The organism is Pedobacter sp. MC2016-14 (assembly GCF_020991475.1).
Taxonomy (GTDB): Bacteria; Bacteroidota; Bacteroidia; order Sphingobacteriales; family Sphingobacteriaceae; genus Pedobacter.
Genome location: NZ_JAJMPA010000001.1, coordinates 2443395 through 2464269, shown reverse-complemented (window position 1 = coordinate 2464269; position 20875 = coordinate 2443395). Strand labels below are relative to the sequence as shown.

Genomic DNA, 20875 nt, shown 5'->3' with positions numbered 1-20875 from the left:
GTCTCCCTAAAAACGGGAGACAGCATTTTTATCCTGAATTTAACTTTAGATGTAATTACTTTTCAAGAATTTCTTTCAGTTTTTTCTCTACTTCTTCACCTCTTAAGTTTTTAGCGATAATGATCCCATTTGGATCAATCAGGAAATTCCGGGGAATAGCGCGTATGCCATAAGCGACAGCTACTTCATTGTACCAACCTTTCAAATCGCTTACCTGTATCCAGGACATATTATCTTGTTGAATGGCAGCAAGCCAGCGGTCCTTTTTCTCATCCAAAGAAATGCTTACAATTTCAAAGTTCTTATCTTTAAAATCATGGTAAGCCGTCACTAGATGGGGATTTTCTCCCCTGCAGGGCCCACACCAGCTTGCCCAGAAATCAATAAGGACGTATTTCCCTTTTAAAGACGAAAGCGTAAAAGGTTTTTGATCCGAAGTATTCTGCGTGAAATCGATAGCAGGGCTCCCAATACCTGTTTTCAAAGCAATCTCCATCCTTGATGCCATACCTTTTCCAACATCAGTCTCCTTTATCTGTGCCGAAAGTCCGTTGTAAAAAGACTTAAATTTAGCAGGTTCCATGTAATTCATCTTTAACTGCAGCAAGCTCAGGCTGAGATAAGAATTGGGATTGGTCCTGATAAACTCTTCCTCTTTGTTAGATACATTTAAGCTTATGGCACTGGATGCGGCAAATAGTGCCGCCCGGCCTGTTGTATCCGAGCTTCGCCACAACTCTCCTAGCTTCCCTGAATACACAGCACTCCTGGCATGTAAAGGGTTAAGTGTAACATTTAAATTTGTAAATTCCTGCTGGGTCTTGCCACCGGTAATCAGGGCTGTTTTCATATTGCTCCCCTTCACAGTAATGTTACCTCTTTCCAAAAAGAAAACCTGAAAATCATAGAACACCGGTTTTTTGGGACCCAACTTAACATTTAACGGCCCAGGAATTTTTACTTCAAGCGTAGCCCTGGTGGGTATGGATACGGTTCCGGTAAAGCTAAATTCTCCAGTTGTTAAAAGCGCCGAATCTGTTTTGGATGCCCCATCTGTCTGATAAGTCAGGAACACTTTAGCCTTCTGATCAACTCCTGTTAATTTACCGTTGATTTTAAAATGCTCTTGTGATGATGCGGAAAAAGCCAACAAAAGCAATCCCGATAGCAGAAATATATTCTTCATATTATGGATTCATGGGCATACCCGGGTTATACACAATAGCACTGAGCGGAATTTGAAGGGTATAACGAGGACTTCCTGGAGGAAGTGTTGCAATCACCTTCTTGGACTGGTCTAACCTTGTGACTGTGGGCATCCGTCCTTCTGCATCCAAACGGCGCATATCAAACCAGCGTAACCCATTTATCGGCATTTCATAACGTCTTTCTCTCAATACCCAACCTAGTACTTCTTCCTGGTTGTTGGATGAAAGTGCCTGATAATTTGCACTTAAAAAACGGTTTACACGTATGTCATTCAGCTGTTGAAGGGCGCTCGTAAGCTCGTTATTACGCGCGGCATTTTCAGCAATAATTAATTTCATTTCGGGAACCGAAGTACCTACAGGAACATCATAGTATCCATTGGCGGTTGCTGAGAAGCGCACACCTGCACTCGGCTTTACGGTATTGTAATTGAATGCGGAGGCGATGCCCTCGTAAAAGGTCAAAGCAAGTCGCAAATCAGTAGATGGGTAGCTCTTAATAAATGTAGAATCTCCCATACTAACAAGAGATCCTGAGGTAGGATCACTGCCACGGGCATAAATCATCTCATTGAGCCTTGTGTTTCTTGGGAATACCCCTCTAACCACACCATTATAGTTGGTAACCGCAGCGCCACCCGGTCTTTGCAGGGAAAGTGCCGCGTATTTTGCTGCTTCAGGATAATTTCGCATATAAAGATATACCCTGGCCAATACGCTATAAGCTGCATGTACCGACCCGCGGAAACGGTTAGCAGCATTATCTGCCGGAAGATCCGCTAATGCCGCATTCAGATCAGCAATAAGGTAGTCATACATTTGCTGCACAGTTGCCCTTGGTGGGGTGGCTACATTTACGTCTGCCGATGTTACAAAAGGCACTGCCAAATCACTCGCCGCCGTAGAAGCATTGTAAGATTTGCCATACAGGTTTAACAGGTAAAAATATTCATTCGCCCTGCCCAGCAAAGCCTCTGCTTTCAGTTGGCGCTTTTTTTGATCACTGCCCCCTGTAGCAGCATCTACATTCTCCAATACCGTATTAAAATAATAAATGTGGTTGTAGGCTCCCGACAACATTTTAGGAGTTGCATTCGCATCTGTCAACTGTTCGGCCCAGGTATAGGCCCTTTCACCTTCTGCAATCGCATCCGGTCGCCATGGAAGCTTTTGTGCATGGTCTGTCATCCAGCAAATTTGGGGTATACCGCTAATTTCGCCCAAAAACCGGTTACCCAGCCAAAGGTCAAAGTCGTTGACTGTGTTTAGCGTTGTTTTTCCCTTGGGTGCTACATCCAAAAATTTGTCGCAGGCGGCCAGTAGTAAACACAGCAGCAATACGGGAAAGCAGATATATTTTGTTTTCATTTCGTTTTCTTTTATGATATGAATACTTGATTTTTAAAAATTGGTAAATATCCCTAACGTGTAGGTAGGCGTAATATATTTTTTAAGGTAGCTACCCGTGGCCAAACTATAATTATCCGGGTTAAAACCTACCGTATAGATATTTGAGGCCTGCAGCTTAACTTCAAAATTGCTAAAGCCTGCCTTTTTCAATGGGGCAAGGTCACGCAAGTTGTAAGAAAGAGTAACATCACCTACGGTGAGGTAAGCACCGTTCATTACAAAGCGGTCTGAATTGGCCAGGTAAGCAGCTCCCGAAGTATTAATGTAAGCTGCAGATGGCAAACTTGCAGTAGCCTCATCACCTGCCTTTTTCCAATAACTGCCGGCACCTTCAATTGGGCGAGGCACTATCGGACTTGGAAGCGGTGTCCTTACCACAAATCCGCCATAGTAATTAACCATAGCATACAGGTAAAAATTGCCAATATCCAACCGGTTGCTCAAGCCCATATTTAGTGCTGGAATAGAGGTTCCGCGGCTATCTAAAGATCCGTAACCTTCATCTATGGTACTAGTTATTACAGTTGGATTTCCTTTACTGTCGTAATACAAAGCAGCTCCGGCAGCATTTATACCTGCATAACGGTAACTATAAATATTACCCACTGGCTCGCCCTTCATATACCCTCCTGCCGCAGCAGTAATTACAGCTTGTGAAGACACAGTTGGCAAAGCCTGAGAACTAAACTGTGGAATGGAAGCTTGGGGGATATAGGCCTCTAATACTTTACTTGTATTATACGAAACAACCCATCCGGAATTCCAGTTTAATTTCCCTCTCTTAAGCCAATCGGAATTCAGCGTAAACTCAATTCCTTTATTACTGATACTGGCCAGGTTTACCAGGGCAGGAGTAACTCCTTTAAACGGATCTATGTCCAGGTTCCCAAGTACGTCTGTACTTTTCTTACGATAATAATCCATACTCCCTGAGATGTTCCTGAAAATAGTAAAGTCCAATCCCAGGTTAAAATTGTCGGTCTGCTCCCATCTCAGTCCACTGTTTGCGGGTGTAAGAAGCGTAAGAGAAGAGTATGACGGGAGTGTCACATCGTTTAAAGCATATTGAGCAACTACTTGCGGAAGACTGGCTTTGGAGATATTTCCATTAAAGCCACGGGCCATACGCAATTTAAGTGCATCCACCCAGGTTACCTCTTTCATAAAGTTTTCACGATCGATATTCCAGGCTGCCCCCAATGACCATAATGGTTTATACTTGTACTTTGGGTCTGTACCAAACAGGTTAGACTGATCGATACGGATACTTCCAGTCATGGAATACCTGCTTTTATAACTGTATACCGCATTCATATATCCCGAAACAAAGCGATCGTCACTAAAGGTTTGTGCAAAAAGGTCGGTATATACAAGCGGCACGCCTTGTGAATTGTATATATAATTGGTATTAAATGATGTACTTGAATTAAAAAGTTTGTTGTAATCCGTAGGCTGTTGCAATAGTGTTTGGTCATTGTAACCAAAAGTGGCAGCCCTGGAACCTTCTGTTACCCCTTTTCTAACTTCTGCCCCTAAAATGGCATTAATGGAATGATCAGAAGAGATTTGTTTATTGTAATTTAACTGTGCACGGGTGGTATAGCTGCGCAAAAGTGATTCCTGTTCCTGCAGGTAACCTCCTCTTGGCAAATTATAGGTTAACAAGGCATTTGTGGTGGTAACGGGTTGTATAAACCTGTTGAAAATGGTTCTGGTCATCGAAGAATTCTCGGTACCAATACGTCGCTGCTGGGTAGTTGAACTTTCGTAAACCCCACCAAATGATAAATCCAGGCCTTTGCCAATATTGTATTTAAAGTTGGCCGAGACGCGGTAATCAGCAATGCGCTGACGCGTATTCACCTCATTCATCTCGGTAAGTGGGTACATTCGCTGATCCACAAATCCCTTAAGTAGTGTGGCAGCTGTTAACCTGCTTCCTGCTCTTGAAGAACCGGCGACAATAGGAAGCGGGTTACCATTCGCGTCAGCAAATCGCTCGTCAGCATATATTTTACTAATGTCCGGAATGGGCGCGCTATTGGCTATAGTCTCATTGTAATCGGTCAGCAATTCTACCGAAAGTCTTTTGCTTAAGGTCAAATTGAACCGACTGGACAATTGAACTTTGCGATTGTCGTTATTCTGCTGGTTCAACTTGTTGCCCAGATAGTTTCCTGTAATGTAATACAAGGCTTTGTTGCTACCACCTGAAACGTTTAAGTTATATTGTTGGGTCACGGCATTGCGCAGGAAATACTTTTCATAATCTTCTGCATTGTTATAGGATGCAAGATCTGCATAACCTTGTTCTGCCTGCGCTGCTGTGATGCGGCCAAGCGACTGGTCTATCAGCAAGTTTACAGCTGCATCCGACGAATAGCCCGTTAAATACGGCTGGGCACCCGTTTCTTCAGATGTGATATAACCGGGCAGACTGGTGCCATACCCGCGGCTTCTAAAGTAATTCAATTGGATTGATCCGTCTTTCTCATATCTGAATTTGCTATAGTTATCGTGTGGCCTTAAGCTTAGCGTACTACGAAATGCAATTCTTGCATCACCTGCTACGCCCTTCTTCCGATCAATAATGATGACCCCATTAGAAGCACGGACTCCGTAGATGGCTGCGGTCGCTGCATCCCTCAAGATGGTTGCGTTTTCTATTTCATTGGGGTTGATGTCATTGAGCGAAAGGTCGGTCGGGTAACCGTCCAATACAATCAGTGGTTTCGGATTACCCGTCATGGTAGAGATACCCCGGATTTGGAATAAGTTATTTCCCTGGAATTGAATATCATTGTTGATTAACAATCCGGGAAGACGGTTCTGTAATCCGGATAACAAATCCGTGCTGATCCGCGACTCAAACGCCTTAGTGCCGATCTGGGATATCGCACCTGTTACCTGCTGTGGCGAGATGCGCTGGTACCCGGTGTTCACCGTAACGCCAACTTCGTCGAGGGTGGCTAAATCAGCTTCCAAACGAATTACACCTGGATTTGCAGATACCGGAACCTCTTTGGTTTTATACCCGATATAACTGATCACCAATATCGCGTTTTCCTTTACATTATCCAGATTAAACTCACCATTGGTTTGTGTATTGGCAAAATTCCTTGTTCCTTTAATTCTAACCGTAGCTCCTGGCAAAGGATTGCCGGTTTCTGCATCGACGATTTTTCCTGAGATGTCAATTTCCGAGAGACGGTTCATAAAGTTTGTCAGAAAAGAAGGATCTTCTTTCTTTGTGATCAAAACAGTGCGGTCTTTGATCTCATACTTGAACGGAAGATCAGCCAGCATGCTTTTTAACGCTTCTTCTATTGAGGCATCGGACACAATTACACTGCCCAAAATTCCGGGTTTGATGATGCTGCCGTCATAATAAAAGTTGTATCCACTCTGTTTTCTGATCTCTTTAAATAAAGAGGTCAACGGTACGTTCTTTTGATCAATCGTAATTTTTTGGCCAAAGGTTACCGCGCTGACCTGCAAAAGAGATGCTAAAATAATTATGGTGGTTAATCGCATAATTAGCCATATTTTATGGCATAACGAAGGTGTTATACCTGGTTTTATAGTATATTTTTGATACATTTACGTTTAGTTTGGTATGATGCAGCTTGCCTTTACCGGTCGAAAAGTGTCGGCATAACTGCGGTTAAAACAGTTGATTTATTGATTGTCTCCAAACACAAACCAGAGGTGCTTCACTTCTGGTTTGCTTTTATATTAGTGTAAAGGTCTTTTCATCTCCAATTGATTTAAGGTTAAATAGTTTTGTTAATTATTTGGAAACATACAGTTTCCGTCCTTTCAGTTCAAAATGAACTTGTCCGGACCGTTCTACAACTTCTAGTATTGTAGAGAGTTTAGTATTCCTGGAGATCCAACCTCCTGACATGATATTATCAGATACGGATTGATCATAAATCACTTCCAGATCATACCAACGTCCAATCTTGCGCATAGCAGCTTTAAAATTTAGACCATCAAGGTTAAAATCACCCTTCATCCAATCTATTGCGGATTCTAGATCAGCCTCAGCTACTTTAACGTTGCGCCCATTATTAATAGCCTGAAGTCCAGGCTTTAGTATCAGCAGATATTGGCCTGAAGTTACTTTTACAGATCCTTCCAACAGTGTAGTTAAAATGGCAGATTCGTCGCCATATGCATTTATATTAAAATGAGTTCCCAGAACTTCTACTTGCTGATGGTTACTTTCTACTACGAAAGGATGTTCTTTATCCTTAGAAATCTCAAAATAAGCTTCTCCCAAAAGTTTAATTTTGCGTATTCCCTTATTCACAAGCCCCGCAGTGTATGTTAAACTGGATGCGGCATTCAACCAAACTTTAGACTTATCGGGAAGGGTCACAACGTAAGTTTCTCCTTTAGCTGTACTTAGCGTATTAACATCATTACGGCCATTTTCATTTGATTTGATTTCGTAAACCAATTGGCCTTCGGCAGTTTTAGTTACGCTGATACCTGCTTCTCTGGCAATTTCACCGCGGCTCACATCGCTTAACCTGATCTTTTTCCCATTGGCTAAGGTCAACGTAGCACCAACTTTTCCTGGTGCAACTTTTTGCATTGCCAGTTGAGAATTGTGATATGATATCCAGTTGTTATAAAAATAGATGCCAATAAAAGTTAAGGCAACTACAGCGGCTACAGCAGCAATACGCAACCATAATCGTAGCCCCACTTTGGCGCTTTTGCCCTCCTTACTTGTAATTTCATTATAGAGTTCAAAATAAACACGATCAATCCTTTCCACTTCTGTAGTTTGGCCAAGGTCTTGAGCATTGAGCGCTGCAGACATCAGTTCTTTAATTTCCAATTCCAATTCTGGCTTATTTACAAGCTGATAATACTGCTCAATTTCCTGGGCAGTTGCTGTATTGTCAGCCAATTTTTTAAAAAGCACTGCTATGGGTGTGGGTTCGGATGTCATTTTGCTCTTTTAAGGATAAGACGTAGCAAAGGCACTCTACTACTATTCACATTAAAGATTTTTTATAAAATAAATATTGCTAACAGCCAATCTCTACTTGCTGGTAAGAAAAAAGAAAATGGCATAGGAAAAAACTCCAGACCGCTTTTCCAAAAAAGAGCGGATATACTTCAGTGCGCTAACCATTTGATTAGCCACCGTACTTCTGGAGATTCCGAGCCTTTCAGCGATTTGGTCGTGATTAAGCCCCTCGATCCTGCTCAGTTCATAAATCATCCTGCGCCGTTCGGGAAGCGTGGCGACTGCCTGTTTAATTAATGCAGCGCTTTCTTTGTAAATAAGTTGTTCTTCGGTTTCATTTTGAAATTCAATGGCCGAAGCTACCACTTTCTCAAGTAAGCGTTTGTCACTGGCAATTTTTCGCTGGTAATCAAGTGTTTTATGGCTCGCAATGCTAAATATGTAAGATGTTGGATGCTGTACAGTAGCGATATGAGAACGGTTTGTCCACAAGAGCATAAACACATCCTGGATAATTTCTTCTGTAATACGGCGGTTGCGCACCATTTTATCTACAAAGGGAAACAATCGTGGACTATAGTGGTAATAAAGTATTTCAAACGCACGTTCATCCCCCCGTGCAAGTCGCACCAGCAATTCGGTTTCTCTTTCCAGGGCTTTGAATGACATTAAGAATTATGCTTTTTACAAACATACTCAATTGCCGGGAATACACCTGAATTCAATTAAATATCAGTCAAAGCTTCAATTTCTATTTCATTGCCGATAGTATCAGCTTTTCATATTCCGGCTCAGAAGCCGCTACGGCATGGCTGGCAATAATTTTTCCATTTTTATCGATCAATATATATCGGGGTATCCCTGTAACTACATAATCCTTTTCAAAGCCACTGGTTCTTCCTGCGCCTGCATGCAGGTCTATGCCCTGCATATTTTTCGCTTTCAAAAATGCAAGCCATTTATTTTTAGCAGCGGCATCATCTATAGAAATGCTGATGAATGAAATATTTTTGTTGTCTTTATACTTTTCACGCAGTGCCAGAAATTTAGGCAAAGATTGCATACATGGAATGCACCAGGTAGCCCATACGTCTATGGCTACCACTTTGCCTTTAAAATCAGACAAACGAACAAGTTTGCCATCTGCATCGGGTAATTCAAATTCTGGTGCGGAAACTCTTGCTGCAACAGCTTTGTAATTAGTTTCATTGCTATTGATGGTGTTTAAAATGGCCTGGTCTGTAATTTTATTTCTGGCCAGGGCAATTACCTTTTGCAGCTCATTGTCCAGTCCGTAAAGCGACAAATGGTAGACAATAGCCTGGGCCACTTCTGTCGATAGCAAACGCTGGTTGTTCGTTTTGTTTAAAAAGTACAACATGCGTTCCGTAGAAGCGTTATCTGACAATGCCCGATCATGTATGTTTCCTCCATCCCTTAATTTGACAAACTTGTAATAGCTGGCTAAAAAACCTCTGATGGAAATGTCTTTAAAAAGCGCCAGGTACCCTGCATCCAGGTCAATTTGATCTGCTAACGCATAAAAAGAAGCGGTTACGCCTGCATTGTTACTCCGGTTTAAAAACTGCAACCTGTTTTCCAGGGATCTCATATTGTTGATGAATTTTGCCAGCCCCAGGAGTTCCTGGTTTTTTGTGGTTTTGGCAATTAGTAAGGCTATGTTTTGTGTTGTTTGCTCAAGTGCGGCAACTGCTTTTGATGTTGTATCTTGTCCAAATTTCTTACTGTAACTGCTCCACTCCCTGTATAGGGTATTGATCAGCAGGTTCTCGGCAGCGTGTTTACCTTTGATTTGTAATCCATCGGCAAGGGCTAATTCCTCCGAACGCAAAACTGCAGCGGTTTTCTTTTCTGGCAGGGTAATCTCTACCTTATCGTTTTCAAACAGATAATAGGGCTGGTTATCTATCCAATACAGCTGTGCCTGTTCAGGAGCGGCAAGGCTGGTTTTACCTGTCGTATCATATTTAAGTGATGTAGACAATACCTTTCCTTTCTGGCCATATACCTCAACAAAGAATCCGGCTGTTTTTTCATTTGCAGCCAGTTGCTTAATGGTAACCTGCTGAGCATAAAGCTGCAGAGCAGAGGCAAGCAAAAAGAAAGACAACATTAGTTTTAATTTGATCATGAGATTAACTTTTTTAAGATAATTGTATATGGCTTACCATCCCTTTTTACTTCAATCTTTAAATCCATGGTACCCAACTTTTTTAAATCCTGGTACAGATCATTGATTACTGCAGGGATTTGGCCGTTTACCTTTTCAATAACATCACCATTTCGCAATCCGGATTGATAGGCAATTGCATCGTTACGTAGATTACTTATGGAAAATATGGCACCACCATTCCAACTTAAACCAATGCCCAGCTGATATATTGGTACAAAGGGATCGTTAAAGGTTTTATTAGGACTAATGGAAATTGTGCCTCCTTTATTGTCAAATAAAATGTTAAACCGACCAATAAGCCCCATACCCAATAAACCAGCGTCAGCAGTTGGCAGCGGATACTCAGCCTTACTTATGGAAACCGCTGTATTTTTTAACGCGTATTTACCAATTGTTACTCCATCAACCTGCCCAATTGTACTTTCTGTTTTTTGACCAGAAATATCTAATGAAGCCGTTGTGCTAGGGCTTTTAACCTGAGCTTGTAAACTGTTTAGCTGATTAAAATAAGCATTACAGGAAAGCGCCGCCGCGGCACCTGTATCAAAAAGGTAAGTTCCGGGCACTGATTTATTATTCATCACCAGGCTTAGTGTGATCCTTGGTGTACCATTTTTTAAGGTGAAGGGTAACTTTTGTACATTGTCGGCATACCAGTTTTCCAACTGGCCATCATAAACGTTAATGCAGTTTTTATCAAGATCCAGCTCTACACTATAATTTTTCAATAAATCCTGACCTACTATGCCATCTACCTGTAATCCAAAGATTTTGGTAAAACCAGAAAGATCTGTGGTTAGACCGGTAGCTGCACTGAACCTCGCATTGCCCAACGCGTATGCGGGATTAGAAAAAGTAGGGTAATTTGCTGCAGTACCAGCGGAAGAATTAACACAAATGCTTCCGTTTCCTGTTACCAATCCAATTGAGGCTGCAGTTTTAGCATCAACAACTGTAGTAGCTGCACCGGAGTCGAACAAAAAGTTAAGTTCTTGGCTGCCATTTACGCTAATTTTGATAAATACCATACTTGCAGATCGGGTTATTACCTGCTGTGCAATCTTCTGTTGTGCAAAGGCACAAAAACTCATAAACAGTACACAAAACACAAGGATGAACTTCATATTATTTTAAGGGATAGGTTGCTGCCATTTTTAGTGCATCGTAAGCGTTCAGGATACCACCGCTGATAGATATATCACTGAGTTCCATACCTGGTTTTGCATTTCCGGGGGCAACTTTTGTTACGGTTTTCATTAAAATATCTTTAACCTGAATGGCGGTAAGGTTGGGGTAGTAAGACATGATTAAAGCTGCAGTGCCTGCGACAATTGGCGAAGCCATACTGGTGCCGTGTAACCTTTCATAACCTCCTGAAGTTCTGGTAATGGAAGAGTAAATGTTAAATCCTGGCGCAAAAAGATCCAGCGAATGTTTACCATAATTTGAGAACCCCATAATCCGGCCCTTCAAATCTGTAGCACCCACTGTTATCATATTTTTAGCTTCTTTCCCATTTTCATAAAATTGCGTTGGATAAAAAGGATATACATCCGTATTCTTAGTGTTGTTTCCTGCACCACGCACAATTAATACTCCTTTTTTCTCCGCATACTTTACAGCTGCATCTACTATCTTTTTATTTGGTGAAATGTTTTTCCCAAAGCTCAGGTTAATGATCTGTGCGCCATTGTCTACGGCATAACGAATGCCATTAGCTACATCTTCATCATATTCATCACCCATGGGTAATACCACCCGCACATTCATTAATTCTACATCATCTACCATGCCCATTGCACCCAGGCGGTTGTCACGGTCGGCTCCTATAATTCCATTAACAGCCGTACCATGATCTGCACTGGAAAAGGAAAGCACGTTGTTGCCATAGTATTTGGCCTTGTTTTTTTCTGGAAGGCCGGCATAAATTTCTTTGCGGTAGTCTATTGCCGAAGCCGCCAGCTGATCGGCATATCCTTTTTTAGCATTAATTACCAGGTTGTTTTTTAAGCTATTGATCAGTGCCAGGGCTGAATCTGCCGGTTTCCAGTTCTGGGATCGTGCAATATTGGTGAGGCTCATCAAAACTAAAGATTGGTTAGGCTGTGTTTTGTCTTCTTTAAAATCCATAACCTCCGCAATTGTAACATAACTACCTTTTTTTTGCCTTTCCAGAGCTGTATAAATTTGATCAAAAGCCGCAAGTTGCTGCGCTATCCGGTCTTTATTATTTTCTTTTTGGTACAAAGAGGAAACCCTTTTAACCTGGTTTAAGTACTTTTTTTGAACCGTATTTAATTTTGTGGTATCCTTACCTTTGTACAGTTGCATCAAACGGTAATATTCACGGTCTCCTTCGGTAACGCTGGTGTTAATATTTACCTTAGGGTCTTTTGTTCCCAGAAAGTTCCAGCCATGTATGTCATCGATGTAACCATTATGGTCATCGTCAATACCATTACCAGCAATTTCTTTGCTATTGGTCCATAAAGATTTCTGCAAATCAGGATGCTCGAGATCTACCCCGGCATCCAATACCGCCACCCTTATTTTTTTGGGTGTTTTGCCTTTCAACAGTTCTGCGTAAGCACGCTCGAGGGCTGTACCATAAATGCCATCAGTGGCAAAAGATTTTTGGTGCCAGAATCTGGTAATGCCTTCTTCTGGTACTGCTTCGGCAAGGTACTTTTGCGTCAGCAGCAATTGCTCTTCATAGGCCCGCTCCGCTCCTTTAACCATAGTTTCCTTAATGCCCAGTAACTGTTCTATGGAGGCAGACGTGTCAATTTTACTGTGTGAGGCACGCATTTGCATTAAAGCAGCAGCAAGATTTACCACACTATCTGTAGGTACCGCCTTAAAAGCAAAGAGTTTACCTACGGTAATGGCTTGCCCCTTAAATTGGGTATGCAGTAAAGCGACCACCTCATCTACTTTTACAGCCAAAACTTTAGCACTCTTTACACTCGATGCCTTTTTGGCGAGCTCGGCTTCATAATTTACAACAGGCTTAGCTGCTATGGTTGTTAATTTTGCCTGTCCTTTACCCAAAAAAGGAAAGAGCATTAAAGCACAAATCAGTAATTTATAACGCATCATTATTTAGTCGCTTAAAATGAAAGGTTCAGTTGCCGCCAAAACGGCAATTGATTTTATTAGTTTACAACACCAGCATTGCCAATGGCCTGCAGGTCTATATTGTATTTTGTTTTATAATAGTTGATGATAAAATCATACTTCTTTCTAATCAGACCGGCGGTATCAGTTGTAGGGCTAAGAATTGTAGCATCAAGTTCTGCTTTAGTTTTAGACGTAATCAACGCGATGTAAGAAAGAAAATCCTTATTTAGTTTGTCAGCTTGTAAGGCGACCACATATGACACATATCCTAATGCATAATAATTTGTTGCTGTTGCTGCTGTAGTATAACTGGTAACTGCCCCAAAATCTGCCGGGATATCAATTTTACCTCGATTAAAAATAAAATTGAAGAATTCTGTATGCATGCTGTTTACATAAGTTTTCTTTTGTGCGGCGGTTAACAAATCAAAGTCGGGCCCAAAATAACTTAAGGTCATTTGGTTGTAGTTAGACAGCACTGCGTATTTTGTACTAGCTGATGTTTTTGACCTCATATTCTGAGCCAGCAATACTTTAAAAGGAAGATTAGCCTTCAAAAAGGCGTCGCTATAGTAGCTTAACCAGTTCTTTTGTACAAAAGTTAATACTTTCCCTACATAAGATTCATCAGCAATGTCAGCAACATAGGTGTCTCCAAAATTGGAAGGTGCATAAACGGGTGTGTAACCGAAGTCTACAGCCGAAAATTTGTATAAAAAGAAGGAGCCATATTTATTGTTCAGCTCTACCAGGGTATTGTCGTAATCGTGGTTTCCCTGTGGCAGCTGGTATTCAATGGCCAGTTCACTTGGCGTTAATACTTCTTCTTTTTTACATGCAGCTAGTATGGTAAGTAGCACGAGGAAACCAAATGTATATTTTATCTTATCCATGATTTAGGATTTTAAGGATTTTGAACCAGGTTAGTATTTCTATTTAAAGCTTCTGAAGGGATACCAAGGGTATACCTGCTGTCATTTTGCTGAAGCGTTACTGTGGTTGGCGCACCTGCTGTTACTTGAATGGTATGTTGTATAGATGGCATGCCCCAGCGGCGCAAGTCAAACCAGCGGTGATCTTCAAGGGACAGTTCACGCCTGCGTTCTGCTTTGTAAAAAGTATACAATGCCTGCGGATCGCTAATGGTTATTGGAGCATAGTTGGCTGTTTTAATCCTGTTAGACCTAAGTAGGTTTAAGTCAGCCAATGCACTGTTAATAGCTCCAGCATTTCCCTGAATTGCTTTTTGGATATTTGCTTCTGCCCTGTTCAAGTAAGCTTCTGCAGTGCGGAACGCTTTAGAATTTACATTTCCTGATGTGGCGAACTTGCCCGACTTTGATTTGTACGCATTCAAGGTCGAGGTAACATATACTGAATTTGCAAAGTTATAGGTCAGTCTGATGTCGTTAGGTTCAAAGGAGTTTAATAAATCATCCGAAGCTGTAAATGAAGCTTTTGCGACCTGCTGATTCCCGAAAGGAAGCGAACTAACCTCGGTTAAACTTCCAAAACCCCAAATCACTTCTGGTGAAACGAGCGCACCATTAATTGGATAGGCTGTACCAGTAATTTCATTGTAGTTTTTTAAACCTGGCTTTTTGGCTATAACCTGATTGGTATAATTAATACTTCCATCCCAATTGCCCATGTACAGGTAAATTCTTGACAAAAGTAAACGTGCAGCAGTAGCGTTAAATTTATAAATACTGTTTCCGGCCCCATTGGCATCCAGTAAAGGGATGGCTGTTAACAAATCGCTTTCCAACTGGCTATATACTTGTTTTACTGTAGCCCTGGAAATTGGTGCATCTGAAACCTCTGCTGTTAAAATTAAAGGCACACCCAAATCTGTTTCAGGGTTTACTGCCGTACCTGTATAAGGTTTACCGAAAAAGTTAACCAGCATAAGGTAATAGTAAGACCTAAGTGCCAAGGCCTGTCCGCGTATATTGTCCTTCTCTGCCTGGCTTCCGCTCACTTTATCTACATAATCAAGCACTACGTTACAGCCCTTGATGTGGATGTAGTAATTGTACCAGATATTAGGGCTTGACGCATTGACTTCCAGCAACCTGTCTATCATGTTTTTTTCCCAGGTAAACACTGGTGAAAATTTATTCAGCGCAGCTACAACAATGGTATTGGCATCATAGTTTGCCTGTATATCATCAGACAATAGTTCACTGTAGTCATGTGTAATGCCAGATAAAGTATAAGCTTCACCAGTCATCAACTGATTTAAGGCTTCTGTGGTAGTTGGCCTAACCATATCCTGGCTGCTCTCTTCTAAAAAGCCTTTTTTACATGAAAAAGAACTTAGGGCAAGGCAAATCAGTACGATATATTTATAATAAGTTTTCATAATTTTCCTTTTAAAAACCAATGTTAAGTGATAAAGAATAGGTGCGTGGAATAGGCAAACTGTTGCCGTTTACTTCCGGATCTACTCCATTTAAACGTTTGTCTGCGATATAAAACAAGTTGGTAACACTGGCCTGCAACTGGCAGGACCTGATGCCAAACTTAGCGGCCTGTGCGGCAGGAAGCAAGTAGCCCATAGAGAGATTTCGTAAACGGGCATAGCTTGCATTAACCACCCTGGCGGTAGAATAATCGTATAAAACATAAGGGCTCCATGCCGAAGCTGTTCCTGGAATGCTAACCGTACCCAGCGCAATTGAAGTAAAGGAAGGCAGTGAAGGAATGTTGGTAAAAGCTTCGTCGCCCGGTTTCCTCCAGCGGTTGTTCAACTCAGATGAAAGGTTCTGAAAAGAATAGGCTGCAGAAGTTACCTGCCTGTTTTCATATAACGGAGCCAATCGCTTTACATTTCCAGTACTGATATAAAACATTGCATTTAGTGTAAAAGCCTTATACCTAAAGCTGTTGTTGATACCACCAGTAAATTTAGGGTCCAGTTGTCCGGAATACACCAACGCTTTAGTAACATCAGCTGCGGCGCCTGGATTAGTGGCTACATTTAAACCATTATAGGTGGGTTTCCCCGTTGCCGGATCAAGGCCGGCAAAGTCAAAAGAGTAAATACCTGAGGATGCTACGCCTTCTTTATACAAGCCTCCCGAGACAGCTGTTTGCCAGCTGGTTAAAGAGATGGCACCTGAACGGACTACATTATTGGTAGTTTTTGAGGTATTAAAGTTGATGTTCCAATTGAAATCTTTAGTTCTCACAGGTACAACATTAAGTGTAAATTCATAACCTTTGTTTCTCACATCACCGGCATTGATAGGCATGTTAAGCAATCCATATTCCAATGGTATAGGTTTCTGAACAATGATGTCAAACCCTCTTTTAAGGTAGTAATCTGCCGTACCAGATACACGGCTGTTAAGAAATGCGAAATCCAGGCCTATGTTAGTCGTTTTATTACGTTCCCAGCGCAGATCTTTATATGCCAGGCTCCTGATCATCAAAGCCGGATCTCCGGAAATTGGATTTACCGCCGCAGCGCCGCCAGGAATCTGCGCAATTAAATCGGGGCTGAAGTTTTCAGCAACGTTTCCCTGAAAACCGTAGCTGATACGGGCAGAGAACTGATTTAACCAGCTGAATTTATTAAACCAGCCTTCTTCGGCAATATTCCATTTACCACCAATAGACCAAACTGGCAAAAACCTGTGGTTAGAATACTGTCCAAAACGGTTAGAAGCATCTGTACGCAGGTTGGCATTGATTACATACTTTTGATTGAAATTGTAGGTGGTGGTTGCAAAGTACGAAAGATAGTTTGACAAACGGTCGGTGATACTTGGCACCATTTCGGCATACAAGCCATTATTTGAGGTCAGCCCCGAATTGGTGGTTGTTAATGGCAACTGTAAAAAACTTCTTCCCCTATCTGGCAGGTAACCATAAGTAGTGGCGTTTAGACCGTCATATTTAGAACTCCTTAACTCCTGACCTACCATTACGCTAAAGCCATCTTTATGATCACGAAAGCGCTTAACGTAGTTTAAGGTATTACGGAGGGTTACCGTTTGGTTGCTGATGTTGATTGTGTTTAAGGCCCCGCCGAGTGGTATTGGAGAGGCTAAATAAGGAACTGATCCAGGCAAAGCCGTACCAAATTCGTACAACCTTTTTTGTGTGATTTGATTAGACCTTTCGGTTGCAAAAGTTTCTGCATTGGTTTGCGTATAGCCAAATCCTAAAAGGGATTGGAAGTTAAAATCTTTTAAAAACTTATAATCTACATTGGCCACGGCATTTACTGCATTCAGCTTGTTTTGATTTCCGCTTTGAGAAATTTCATTGAGTACATTGTAGCGGAAAGAGCCACTACCTGTGTTTGGAGAAACGTAAAAGTAAGGGTCTCCTGCATCTGTTAATACAGGAATGGTCCGGCTGGTATTGTACGCATAGTTAAAAGGATTTACGTTGTAAAAACCATAGGTTTTACTTTGCGAACCATTTAACTTAAAACCCACACGCAGGTTTTGGGTCAGGTTGCTATTGATGTTTACCGCAGCGGTATACCTTTTTTGCTCATTGCCTTTGGTGTTACCTCTATCGTTCATGTACCCTACAGAAGTATAATACGTAGTTTTATCTGCGCCACCTGACAGGCTAATGGTATGGTTTTGACTAAAGGGTGTTTGAAAAAGCACGTCAAACCAGTCTGTATTGTTGGTTTCCAACTTGTTTACGCCAGCAACAAACTGTTCCTGGGTTATTTTTTTATCAAATAAATCTGCAGATAAGCCTTCATAAGATACAGGATCTGGGGATACACCGAACTGCAAACCACGGGCATAAATTTCCCTTGATACATCTACTCTTTCTTTTGAGTTCATCAGGTTAAATTGTCCGTAGTTAGGTTTTACTGAAGTGGTAAAATTTGCACTATAGTTTACCGAAGGCTTACCAGCCTTTCCTTTTTTGGTAGTGATCACAATTACACCGTTGGCAGCTTTTACACCATAAATAGCAGTGGAGGAAGCATCTTTTAGTACTGTAATTTCATCAATGTCATCCACATTCAAAAAAGCTACCGTACTTCCAACGAGGTTTTTCATCGCATCACTTGCGGCAGAAGCCGTAGAAGCTGTAGCAGCGGCAAATGCATTGAGTTGTTGGTAATCGAAAGGAATCGGGTCTTCCTGGATAATTCCATCCACAACCCACACAGGCTCCTGGTTGCCCAGCAAGGTAGATGTTCCTCTTACCCTAACCCTTGGTTTTCCACCTACTAAACCAGAACTATTGGTTACTGCAACACCAGCCAGCTGCCCTTGCAGTAATTTATCAATCTGGTTGGTTCCTGCAATTTTGATGTCTTCCGCTTTTACAGAAGCGATTGAACCTACCAAATCCCTGCGGGCGATGTTTTGATAACCTGTTACCACTACCTCGTTCATTTGGTTGTTGTCATCTTCCAGTGTAATGTTTTTGGTCAGCAGTTTTGCATCACCAACAGTGGTTACCGGATAAACTACACCTTTCATTCCGATAAAACTGAACCTGATTACGGCCCCTTTATCCACACTGATTGCATAGTTTCCATTGGCATCAGAAGTTGCAGCTACCCTGCCCTGAGGTTCTAAAATATTTACGCCCGGCACAGGCTGTCCATTGGCATCGCTCACCTTACCGGTAACCCTGATCTTTATTACAGGAGCACCAGAATTTGTAACGGGCTGGCTGATGATGACCACATTTTTTTCAATACTGTACTTTAGCGTAGTACCTTTTAGAATCAGGTCCAGCACTTCTGCCACAGGTTTTTCTTTTACAGCAATACTGACATTTGGGTATTTGTTCAGCTCATCTTCATTGTAAAAGAACTCAAAACTAGATTGCTTTCTCAAAGCTTGAACAGCTGCTGATCGCTTTACGTTTTTGAGGTTTAAAGAGATTTTTTGGCTTTGTGCCAACACTGCACCGCCTAAAAAAAAGCAAGCGAAGGTGAGCAGCAGGCTGCCAAGCCATACTTTAGGTAAAATTCTCATCATTAGTTTTTGGTTAATTGATATTATTTAGGTTATTAATTGGGTGTTTTATTTACGTAAATGGTGTGGTTACGTAGGTTAATGTCTACAGATCCGGTTTTTTCTATAATACTCAGTAAATCACCAATCTGATTGTATTTTTTAAGCTTACCGCCAAAATGTATGTCTTTAAGATCTTCAGATTTGAATACTACATCAAAATCATACCATCTGCCTACCTGCTCCATCACTTCTTCCAGTGTATTGTTTTCAAAATACATCCACCCATCTTTCCAGGCCACAAATGGTTCTATGTCTACCTCCGCTTTATTTACCGAGCCAGATTGCTGATCCACAAGAGCTTGCTGATTGGGCAGCAGGTCTACGATTTGATCTCCTTGTTTAAGTTGTACATGACCTTCTACCAAAGTAGTACGGATTTTTTTAGTGTAGGTATTGATATTGAACGAGGTGCCCAGCACCTGAACTTTCATTTTACTATAATGTACAATAAACGGCACTTTGGCATTTTTTGCGATTTGGAAATAAGCCTCTCCTGCTTCTAAATATACTTCTCTTGTTGATGCTCCATTGAAGTTAACAGGGAAGCGCAGGCGACTGGCCGCATTTACCCAAATTTGGGAGCCATCTGCCAGGATCAGTTTATATTCTGCTCCTCTGGGCACCCGAAGTTCATTAAAGTCAGCTGCAGAATTTTGTCCTTTCCCAGCATTGGCAACATATTGCAGGGAAGCGGAATCTACATTTTTAACATGTGCACCTTCAACTTCAGTCAATTTTGAATCCGAATGGTTTAAATTCAGTTCTGTTCCATTGGACAGCACTAAGGTAGCACGCTTATGATTTGTTGCTGTAATACTGGCAAAATCTTCGGTATCAATTACCCGGTTATCATTGTGGGATTTGTTCCAGACATATAATCCGCCCAGCAGAAATAAAGGCAATAATACAGCCGCTGCGTATTTTAATAGCTTTGGATATAGTTTAACTTTTACCGGCTCAATCTCAAATCTGAGTTTGTTCCAGGCCTGTTCTGTTTCTGTTCTATTTAACAGGCCAGCAGCGGCAGTTAAAAGTCCGTCCTCTTCTAATCCATTGATCAATTCCTTTTCTTCAGCAGAGAGCTCGTTCCATTGCGCATCAGAAGGCTGCAAACCATCAGCTTTTAACTTTAATAGATGTTCCCAGTTGTTGTTTTGTGCTTCTGTTTTCATTTAAATAGCCAGGCAATTAGCATGCTTGTTACTATTAAGTTATCAAAACATTAATTTAGGGTGACAGCCCGGGAAAGTTTTTTTTATTGACTTACTTTTTTATGAATTCAGACAGTATAACTGAACAGATCAGTATCCCCATGGCATCGTTAGACAGTTGAGATTTTAAAGCTGCATACGCCCTTTTCATTTGGGTTTTAACGGTATTTACAGAGATCCCGTATTTTTCTGCAATTTGGGCGTAACTCAATTCGTCTACCACAAAAGCCAGAAAAACTTTTTTCCTTTCTGCCGGCAACAGATCTACCATTTTCATAACCTGCAGGTCTATTTCCTCTCTCTGCAGCAACTCGTCCTGATCATCTATATAGATCTCGTCAATTTCTTCTGTGCTGAAACGTTTTTTTTGATCCTGCTCTTTCTGGTCTTTTTTGATGAGCTGGAGACTCAAATTGCGAACCGCAGTGGTAGCGTATGAACGAAAGGATACGGATATAGATAGCTCGTTCCGGCGTTGCCAGATCTGTAAAAAGAAATCCTGCACTACGTCCATAGCTATATCTTCATCTTTCACTATACGGAAAGAAGTAAGGCATAAGAATTTATAGTTTTCTTTAAATAATGCCTCAAATGCAGATATATCTAACGGCGTATACATATATTACACAATAATATAAAATTACGTGCCTTTTTATGTCAACCTGCTGCATTATTTATGATTTAGCAAAAAATGTTGTGCCATTTACTGAATCTTGTATGCCAAATTACTT

The 20875-nt window shown here is 41.4% G+C and carries 13 protein-coding genes; all 13 read right to left on the bottom strand.

Translation table 11 applies throughout. From position 1 onward, the window contains the following. Positions 1–55: 55 nt before the first annotated feature. The 13 genes from LPB86_RS10255 to LPB86_RS10195 all read right to left on the bottom strand — a co-directional run bounded on the left by LPB86_RS10255 (position 56) and on the right by LPB86_RS10195 (position 20763). Positions 56–1186 carry a TlpA disulfide reductase family protein gene (locus tag LPB86_RS10255; protein ID WP_230643237.1) on the bottom strand — a complete coding sequence of 377 codons (1131 nt, stop codon included), beginning with the start codon at positions 1184–1186 and terminating at the stop codon, positions 56–58. A gap of 1 nt (position 1187) precedes the next feature. Further along, positions 1188–2576, bottom strand: coding sequence for a RagB/SusD family nutrient uptake outer membrane protein (locus LPB86_RS10250; RefSeq protein WP_230643234.1), 1389 nt, complete (start codon positions 2574–2576; stop codon positions 1188–1190). 33 nt (positions 2577–2609) lie between these two features. Next, positions 2610–6152: a SusC/RagA family TonB-linked outer membrane protein gene (locus tag LPB86_RS10245; RefSeq protein WP_230643231.1), complete on the bottom strand. Its 3543-nt coding sequence runs from the start codon at positions 6150–6152 to the stop codon at positions 2610–2612. A gap of 256 nt (positions 6153–6408) precedes the next feature. Beyond that, entirely contained in the window at positions 6409–7584 is a 1176-nt protein-coding gene (locus LPB86_RS10240; protein ID WP_230643228.1) for a FecR family protein, read from the bottom strand. A 93-nt stretch (positions 7585–7677) separates the two neighbouring features. Continuing rightward, positions 7678–8274 carry an RNA polymerase sigma factor gene (locus LPB86_RS10235; protein WP_230643225.1) on the bottom strand — a complete coding sequence of 199 codons (597 nt, stop codon included), beginning with the start codon at positions 8272–8274 and terminating at the stop codon, positions 7678–7680. Between the two features lie 82 nt (positions 8275–8356). After that, positions 8357–9757, bottom strand: coding sequence for a TlpA disulfide reductase family protein (locus LPB86_RS10230; protein ID WP_230643222.1), 1401 nt, complete (start codon positions 9755–9757; stop codon positions 8357–8359). Then, positions 9754–10923: an aspartyl protease family protein gene (locus tag LPB86_RS10225; RefSeq protein WP_230643219.1), complete on the bottom strand. Its 1170-nt coding sequence runs from the start codon at positions 10921–10923 to the stop codon at positions 9754–9756. The genes LPB86_RS10230 and LPB86_RS10225 overlap by 4 nt, the downstream gene beginning before the upstream one ends. Before the next feature lies 1 nt (position 10924). Beyond that, positions 10925–12898 carry a S8 family serine peptidase gene (locus tag LPB86_RS10220; protein ID WP_230643216.1) on the bottom strand — a complete coding sequence of 658 codons (1974 nt, stop codon included), beginning with the start codon at positions 12896–12898 and terminating at the stop codon, positions 10925–10927. Between the two features lie 56 nt (positions 12899–12954). Continuing rightward, positions 12955–13812 carry a putative zinc-binding metallopeptidase gene (locus LPB86_RS10215; RefSeq protein WP_230643213.1) on the bottom strand — a complete coding sequence of 286 codons (858 nt, stop codon included), beginning with the start codon at positions 13810–13812 and terminating at the stop codon, positions 12955–12957. Positions 13813–13823: 11 nt separating this feature from the next. Next, complete coding sequence (locus LPB86_RS10210) at positions 13824–15284, bottom strand: RagB/SusD family nutrient uptake outer membrane protein (protein ID WP_230643210.1); 1461 nt, start codon at positions 15282–15284, stop codon at positions 13824–13826. Positions 15285–15294: 10 nt separating this feature from the next. Continuing rightward, positions 15295–18894, bottom strand: coding sequence for a SusC/RagA family TonB-linked outer membrane protein (locus tag LPB86_RS10205; RefSeq protein WP_230643207.1), 3600 nt, complete (start codon positions 18892–18894; stop codon positions 15295–15297). A 32-nt stretch (positions 18895–18926) separates the two neighbouring features. Further along, positions 18927–20105: a FecR family protein gene (locus LPB86_RS10200; RefSeq protein ID WP_230643204.1), complete on the bottom strand. Its 1179-nt coding sequence runs from the start codon at positions 20103–20105 to the stop codon at positions 18927–18929. A 91-nt stretch (positions 20106–20196) separates the two neighbouring features. After that, positions 20197–20763 carry an RNA polymerase sigma-70 factor gene (locus LPB86_RS10195; RefSeq protein ID WP_230643200.1) on the bottom strand — a complete coding sequence of 189 codons (567 nt, stop codon included), beginning with the start codon at positions 20761–20763 and terminating at the stop codon, positions 20197–20199. Positions 20764–20875 lie beyond the last annotated feature (112 nt).